A 6,949-nucleotide genomic window follows, 5' to 3' on the forward strand; every position below is an offset into this window, starting at 1 on the left:
GCATTGGGCAGGAAAATATCTCGACCGCTGGTGTACACGCGTCATGCGCTCCCAACTGGAACCGATGAAAAAAGTAGTGAAGACGGTTAGACGACACAAAACTCTTATCCTGAACTGGTTCAGGGCAAAAAAAGCGTATTCCAGCGGCATTGTTGAGGGTCTGAATACCAGGATAAAACTCACTACGAGAAAATCATACGGCTTCAGAACCTACAGATGTGCGGAAATCGCTTTATATCACGCACTTGGGAAACTGCCTGAACCAGAAATGACCCACAGATTTTGCTGACGAGGCAAAAATATAAAGGGTTGGACAGTCGGCAAAGAGAACCCCACAGGCTCCATAAAAACCGCCGAAGCCATCCTGGAATTTTGGACAGCGGACCTTCAACAGAGCGCCCGTATTTCAAGATTAGCCGTTACCACTTTGAGATTCCTGGGATAATGGCCTTCCAAAACAGCAGTACAGCTGCCATTAATAACCTGCGTAAGATCGGTGCTCACCGCCAGGAAGCTCGATTAGAGACGGACCGTATTGAAGATAACCTGGCCCGGTCTTTCAGGGAACGAGGCTTTCAGGTTATCAAGGGTTTTCACCCCGAAACTCGGAATAGCTTGAACTGTGGAGAGATTGATCTTATCTGCTTCAAGGATAACCAGTTACTGGTTATAGAGGTGAAATCCACCTACCTGCGCAGCACCATTGAAGAGATCTGGCATTATAAAACCCGCACGCTTCGCAAAGCTGGTGAACAGGTACGTCGCAAGCGGGCAATGGTCGAGTGGCTGATTCAACATGAGCCACAGACCTTATCGAAGCTGAATCTTCCAAATGGACAGCCACTATCGATCCATGGCTGGATAGTGGACACCAGCATCGAATGTGACCATGAGCTGTTTTCTGGCGTTGTAAAGTCTCCCTGGAGGAGATTCTTATAGCGCTGAGGGATGATGTTTACCCGCTGACAGGCGGATCAACAATAGATGAGAGCGACCAGATTCACGAGTTCTCGCTCTATCCTGAGGGATTTTCTGCCCAGGCGTTTATTGGCGTTATCGAAGAGGAACACATCTGGAAAAAAGCACTTAACGGTGTGCGTCAGCCTGTTGATGCCGATACACCCAGAGCCTCCTGATAAACCTTTCCGGCGAGTGCTACACACCGCACTCGCATATCTATCCAGCAGCAGTCGGAGGAAATACCCCAACAGTTTGAAGGCCTGAGCCATCCATGGCAAGTGTGAGATTCACGCTATCGAGCACATAACCCAAAGCTTTATATCCCTTCTCCCTGCGTTGCTTCATACGTGATAAGACAGAAATGGCAGAATCGGCATAGTCATAAACTATCACCTCGCCCTTTCCTTCATACTCACGGTGTACCCTCCCCGCATATTGAGCCAGGGTTCCTTTCCAGGAAACAGGTAGTGCCAGAAAAAGAGTATCCAGTTTGGGGAGATCAAACCCTTCACCCAAATACCGGCCGGTTGCCACAAGAGGGACTGGATCATGAGAGCCTACCATCCTTTCAATAACCGCCTGTCTGCTCTTATCTTTCATACCTCCATGGAGAATTTCGGCCGTATGTCCTGCTGCACGCAAAGCCTCGTGCAACAGGCAGGCATGCTCTCTTCTCTCGGTCAGAATGACCGGATTTCGCCCCGCGCTAAGCGCAGAGAGTACATCCTCAATAATTTTCTGGTTCCGCTGTTCATTACTCGCCAGCCATTGGTAAACTTCTGAAATATGCGGCCTTTGCTCAAGCCAGTCGGCGGGTGGCAATAATCCAGTTTCCCGAAAGATCACCCTGCGAAGGTGCTCACTTCTTTTCTCGGTAGCCTTATATCGAACAGGCCCGGCCTGAAGGTGAATAATGGGCTGGTGGCCATCCTGTCGGTAGGGCGTAGCAGTTATGCCCAGAACATAGCGACTTCTTACTTCACTGAGCAGCATCTCATAACGAGGGGCTGAGAGGTGATGGCATTCATCAATAATGATCTGACCATACTCGTGCACTATAGGGTTAACGCGGCTTATTCCTTTAAAATCGCCGCTTTTACTGATCAGGCACTGGTAGGTGGCAATATCAATCATGCCAGATGGCTTCTTCTTTCCGCCAGTTATCAGCCCCATATCGGATACATTAAGAAATGCCTGCGCCCTCTCACGCCATTGATCAACCAGTTGACGGCTATGGACAAGTATCAGTGTATTGACTTTCCGCTTTGCCACCAGCGCCAAAGCAGTCACCGTTTTACCAAATGCTGTAGGTGCATGCAGTACACCGGTTTCATGTAGTACAAGGGTTTTTACGGCTCTTTTTTGTTCCGGCTTTAAGTGTCCCAGGAATTCACACTCTGGAAGCGCTGTACCAGAAGCCCGCTTATCTTCAACCACCAGCTCACACCCCTGTTGCTCCAGGATGTATACCACCCCTTCCAGACACCCTCTTGGCAGATGCAAATAACCATTCTCAACATGGGAGCAGGAGATAACCCGTGGAATACCCTGGGTAGAAAACCGCATAGCCTGGGTTTTAAAGAAAACCGGATTGGGAAACGAAGCCAGTTTTTTCATCCTGACCAGCAGCCGGGCTGGGAGTTCCCGAATAGGAATGTACAAGCCATTGGCCATAACGGTCTTCAGCGTTTGAGGACAGCCCTCAATCTTTCCAGACGACTGGGGCAGGCCAACCTCCCATGGTGCAAACTCTGGAATCGGACTTTGCTGGTGGCTAAAACGGGACTGATAGGTATCAACAAGTTCACGCACTTTTTCATGGGGTACCCGTTCAACTTCTCTCAAATGCAGCCACTGATCAGGGATGGGCTTAAATTCATCATCAACAAAGATGCTGAAGCCCTGCTGACGAGGAGCAAACTGCAAAGGCAACGCAATCAGATTGCCAAATCCACCTCTGGGCAAAGTGTCCTGGTTGGGAAAGAAACGGTCATAGGAGTCAAAGCTGAGTTCCGGACAGGCATCCATGGCCTGGTCAAGCAGGAAGCTTCCCATTTGTCTGGCATCCTTCGCAGACACTGGCGATGAAAAGAAAATCCAGACATGGGCACCATTGCCTGAACGGGAGATTTCCGTATAACAGTCGACAAAATCACACTGACAGGCTTTTACAAACGCCGATGTCTCTTCCCGCCAGCTCTTTTTATCAAAATCAACGGCCAGGAACAGACAGGTGCTATCAGCTCGCAGGGGATAGATGCCAAGGGTGCGTTTCCCGGTCAAGTGACCATGGACAGCCTTTTCTGTGTAGGTTTCAAAATTACTATGTGAGCAGTCGGTACATTTCACCTTTGGCTTCTGGCACAGGCCTGGCCGCCATTCGTTATGGCAAGCCGGTGAATAGCCTGACTTCCCTGAGGTATGACTCTGCCAGCGTGCGGCGATAACATCATCCCGCCCCTGAAACAGCGATCTGAAGATACGGATTTTTTCCTCGGCAGTAAAAGGAACAAGTGCCGCCCGCTGTTCAACTCTCTGTTCCGGGTTGCCTGACAACAATTGACTACGTCTGATCAACAACTGTTGGCGCTCTTCTTCGAGGGCCTGCAGACGTTGCTCGATCTTTTGGAGTTCTCCAGTGTATCCGGGTAACCGTAAGGTGCTCATCAAATATTAGCGATCCAGTGAAGTATTGAAACACTGTTTAACTGTTCAGCGCTTTCAAATAAATCAGACCCTTCTCACTCAATCGATAGGTCTGCTTCGGACTGTTCGGACGTTCAGGGTAGCTCATCACAACCAGTTCACTTTCAATCGCCGGCGTTAAATAGCTTTTACGAAAGCTGGGTCGGTGTTTCAGTTGCAGCCGCTCCATCAACTATTTGCACTGTCCACCTTCGGAGCACAGCACTCTGATCAACTTTTTAACTTGATCGCTAGCTTGGTCGGTCACTTGCCCTTATGCCCACCAAGGGAAGGCTCTGATTTTTACATTACAAACTCAGAGGAAGCACCGCTGCCATACAGCTCTTGACTCAGCGTACTAAACTGCTTTTGCAGAACCCCAAGAAGGTAACCCTCAAACTTCTCTTTACCCAGAGTACGGCCATAAATATCCGATGGCAGAAAACGGCGCATTTCGTTTTGGAAAGCACCATCAGAAACCATTGCCGGCAGTGACAGGTTCAGCTTCTGTAACCGCTTTTCAAAATCATCAAGATGGTAATCATGGATTTTTTTCCTGACCAGCTCTGCATTCAGCTTTGCGCCCTGCTGCTGAAGCCAGGGTAGATCCCAGATATCCCGAAAACGGATATAATTCTGGGTGGCTGGCAGTGAGATCAACTTGTCGGCCATCACTTCATCCAGTGTTTCTGTGAAGACCAGGGTATCGTTATAACCGTCTGGCAGAAAACTATAGTTTACCCGTAGCGGCAAGGCTTCTCGGGTATAGGCTGGGACATTTGCGACGTCAATCTTGATTTTTTGTCTGGGAGTATCTTTCCTGCGAGGAGCTGTCACCACAGATATCTGCCACTTGTCGACATTCATCTCCGCGTAGACAGGGTCTTTCCTGAGCGTTGCCGGCTCCTTTACCTGCACCTCAAGGCCATATCGGGCACCAATATAATCTTCAATGCAGGTCTTCATATTGGTCAAGGATGCGGATGAGAAAGCGATACCTCCGGCAAAATCCAGATCCTCACTGAATCGGTTACCACCATGGCACAGCCGAAGCGAAGTTCCCCCTTGAAACACCAGGTTATCCAGCAACCCTTCTCGCTCAAGGCAAAACAGAATATCGTAATGAAGCAGCTCCTTTTCTACCACAGGGCGCATTAATGCCAAGGCATCATTTTGCATGATGCGCTCAACCAGCCCGGCAAAATCTTCAGTGTTCATCTTCATAAACCAGAGACTCATCAACAAGGTGCACATTTCTGCCTACCCGCTTGAGATCACGGAAGGCGGCTTGCTTCATGGCAATTTTCAAAGGCCGGTTACGATCAACAATACTGTCCAGAATATCCCCAACAGACCGCTTGGTATGGGTAAACTCAAGGGTTCCAAACGGCGTTCTATACTCCCCTTTACGACCAGTAGTCATAATGGTCAGCCGGTCCACAGGAATCTGGGAGATTACCCCATATTCAGACAAGGCAGACTCCAAGCTGATATAGCTGTACTCCCCCCGGCGCAACGCTACCGCAATATGCTCGAGCACATCAGCTTTGCTGTTTTGGGAAAGGGCATAAACATAAACCCCCTTCACAGCCCGCCAGAGAATCTCGTTCTTGACCAGACGCGCTAGCCCGGCATGAAATGCCTTGGAGCCATCTTCAAAAAAGACTCTGGCCAAGTCCCGTGAGGTAAAGACCGAGCGCCCCCTTCGATCCAAGTCTGAGAGCCGCTTTAGAGCGGTAGCCTGATCCATAGCGAAGGGCCTATATTGACATATATACCACATATATATGGCATATTTGTCCACTTATCGCAAATAAACAAGTAGACATTAAATCTAACCATAAGTGGAACAAGTGTCCACTAAATAAAGAGCAAGAGCCATACGCCAGTGGCAGGAAAGATGACGCAATATAAAAGGAAGCTGTCAGTTGGTACTTCGCGGGATTATAAAAAGGGAAAGGGGAACTCTTAGCTTCTGTTAAGCACCCGTAACCAATTGATAATAATCATATTTTCAAAAAAACATGTCTTTATAGTTCCTTGCGGGAAACTTTACTGCTTATCAAGACTTAATAATAGGTCTATTATCCGGTCTTATAAGAGAGGAGAACTATTATGGCTTCACAAATCCTAACTGATATTGCCGCCAGCATCTCTGAGCTGAAAGCCAACCCCATGAAAGTTGTTGCTAGCGGTGAAGGGCTTCCTATCGCTGTTCTAAATCGCAATGAACCAGCCTTTTACTGTGTACCAGCCAAAGCCTATGAGGCAATGATGGAACTCATCGAGGATATGGAACTCATTGAGCTGGTCAAAGAAAGAGCAGATGAAGAGTCTGTTAAGGTTTCTCTCGATGACCTATGAACTGACCTTTAAGAAATCTGCTCTTAAAGAATGGAAAAAACTGAACCCCACGGTTAAAGAACAATTCAAAAAAATTCTGGAGCGAAGGCTACTTGAGCCACATGTTCCTTCTGCAAAAGTTGCTGGAGTTCCAAACCTTTACAAAATAAAGCTGAGACAGCTGGGTTACAGGTTGGTCTATTCCGTATCCGATCAAACAATCACAGTCGATGTTATTGCCATTAGTAAACGAAACCGGAATGAAGTTTATCAAATAGCCTTATCCCGGTTGTTTCATTAAGCGACATAACACATACCTTCGAAGTAACTGTCGACTTCCCTCAAATAACCAAGTAGTAGCCAAATGAGGGAACACAGGACTGCACATTTATCAATATTTTGTGGCCCAGCTGTGGGGTGGAGGTTAAAATTCAGCGTCTTCGACATGCTTTTATACCCATACGCTGCCATTTTTCTCTTCTACAGAAGACGCTGTGGTGGTGCAGGCTTATCGTTCAGTAGAGTATCAAATATTCTTGAGCAGATTGATAAAGCAAAACCACTATCTGTGATCGCACTCGAATTCCTGAGACAAAAAGGCTATCTCGCACTGCTCGCCTACGCAAAAGATGAAATCAGCCATTCGGACCTCGCTGAGTGAATTCAGATACTTCCCAACTTGCTTCATTAAGCCATCGTAATCGTTCATTTCTGCCCACTGCCTTTGATGTCCTGCACCAGTAAAGCTAATTTGCACATCAACAGAAAATTTACCACTCCTCACCATATTGCTTTGGAGGCGTCCCCTGCTCTTCCTTGATCGTGATAGTTTGGGGGCTGATAGTTTGGGGACTGATAGTTTGAAGGCGGTCACTGTCCTCTTCCTCCAGGCTGATATCAAACTCCCAGCTGTCTCCATAATCAAACAGAAATTTCAGCGTCATTCCCACTCTTGGTGATA

General features: G+C 47.8%; 10 protein-coding genes. 5 read left to right on the forward strand and 5 right to left on the reverse strand.

Annotated features, from left to right (window positions below):
- A partial coding sequence (locus ACY2RQ_RS18600) for a transposase (RefSeq protein WP_490114505.1) occupies positions 1-289 on the forward strand: 289 nt, incomplete at its 5' end.
- A 155-nt stretch (positions 290-444) separates the two neighbouring features.
- Positions 445-939: a YraN family protein gene (locus ACY2RQ_RS18605; RefSeq protein ID WP_490114506.1), complete on the forward strand. Its 495-nt coding sequence runs from the start codon at positions 445-447 to the stop codon at positions 937-939.
- A 237-nt stretch (positions 940-1,176) separates the two neighbouring features.
- On the opposite strand, the gene ACY2RQ_RS18610 is transcribed toward ACY2RQ_RS18605, so the two are convergent.
- The 4 genes from ACY2RQ_RS18610 to abiEi form a co-directional block, all read right to left on the reverse strand.
- A complete protein-coding gene (locus ACY2RQ_RS18610) occupies positions 1,177-3,627 on the reverse strand; it encodes a TOTE conflict system archaeo-eukaryotic primase domain-containing protein (protein WP_490114507.1) in 2,451 nt (816 codons plus the stop codon).
- 37 nt (positions 3,628-3,664) lie between these two features.
- The gene (locus tag ACY2RQ_RS18615; protein WP_490114508.1) at positions 3,665-3,835 is read right to left on the reverse strand and encodes a Fic family protein; all 171 of its coding nucleotides are present in this window, start codon (positions 3,833-3,835) and stop codon (positions 3,665-3,667) included.
- 113 nt (positions 3,836-3,948) lie between these two features.
- A complete protein-coding gene (locus ACY2RQ_RS18620) occupies positions 3,949-4,863 on the reverse strand; it encodes a nucleotidyl transferase AbiEii/AbiGii toxin family protein (RefSeq protein WP_490114509.1) in 915 nt (304 codons plus the stop codon).
- Complete coding sequence (abiEi, locus tag ACY2RQ_RS18625; RefSeq protein WP_490114510.1) at positions 4,853-5,395, reverse strand: type IV toxin-antitoxin system AbiEi family antitoxin; 543 nt, start codon at positions 5,393-5,395, stop codon at positions 4,853-4,855. The genes ACY2RQ_RS18620 and abiEi overlap by 11 nt, the downstream gene beginning before the upstream one ends.
- 365 nt (positions 5,396-5,760) lie before the next feature.
- On the opposite strand from abiEi, the gene ACY2RQ_RS18630 reads away from it, so the two are divergent.
- The 3 genes from ACY2RQ_RS18630 to ACY2RQ_RS18640 all read left to right on the forward strand — a co-directional run bounded on the left by ACY2RQ_RS18630 (position 5,761) and on the right by ACY2RQ_RS18640 (position 6,649).
- The gene (locus tag ACY2RQ_RS18630; protein ID WP_490114511.1) at positions 5,761-6,009 is read left to right on the forward strand and encodes a type II toxin-antitoxin system Phd/YefM family antitoxin; all 249 of its coding nucleotides are present in this window, start codon (positions 5,761-5,763) and stop codon (positions 6,007-6,009) included.
- Positions 5,999-6,289: a type II toxin-antitoxin system RelE family toxin gene (locus ACY2RQ_RS18635; RefSeq protein ID WP_490114512.1), complete on the forward strand. Its 291-nt coding sequence runs from the start codon at positions 5,999-6,001 to the stop codon at positions 6,287-6,289. Before ACY2RQ_RS18630 ends, ACY2RQ_RS18635 begins: the two co-directional genes overlap by 11 nt.
- 63 nt (positions 6,290-6,352) lie before the next feature.
- On the forward strand, positions 6,353-6,649 hold the full coding sequence (locus ACY2RQ_RS18640; protein ID WP_490114513.1) for a hypothetical protein: 297 nt from the start codon (positions 6,353-6,355) through the stop codon (positions 6,647-6,649).
- 109 nt (positions 6,650-6,758) lie between these two features.
- Here ACY2RQ_RS18640 and ACY2RQ_RS18645 read toward each other — a convergent pair.
- The coding region (locus tag ACY2RQ_RS18645) for a hypothetical protein (RefSeq protein ID WP_490114514.1) at positions 6,759-6,949 on the reverse strand (191 nt) is incomplete at its 5' end.

This window comes from Parendozoicomonas sp. 209JJ7-1 (assembly GCF_058147085.1).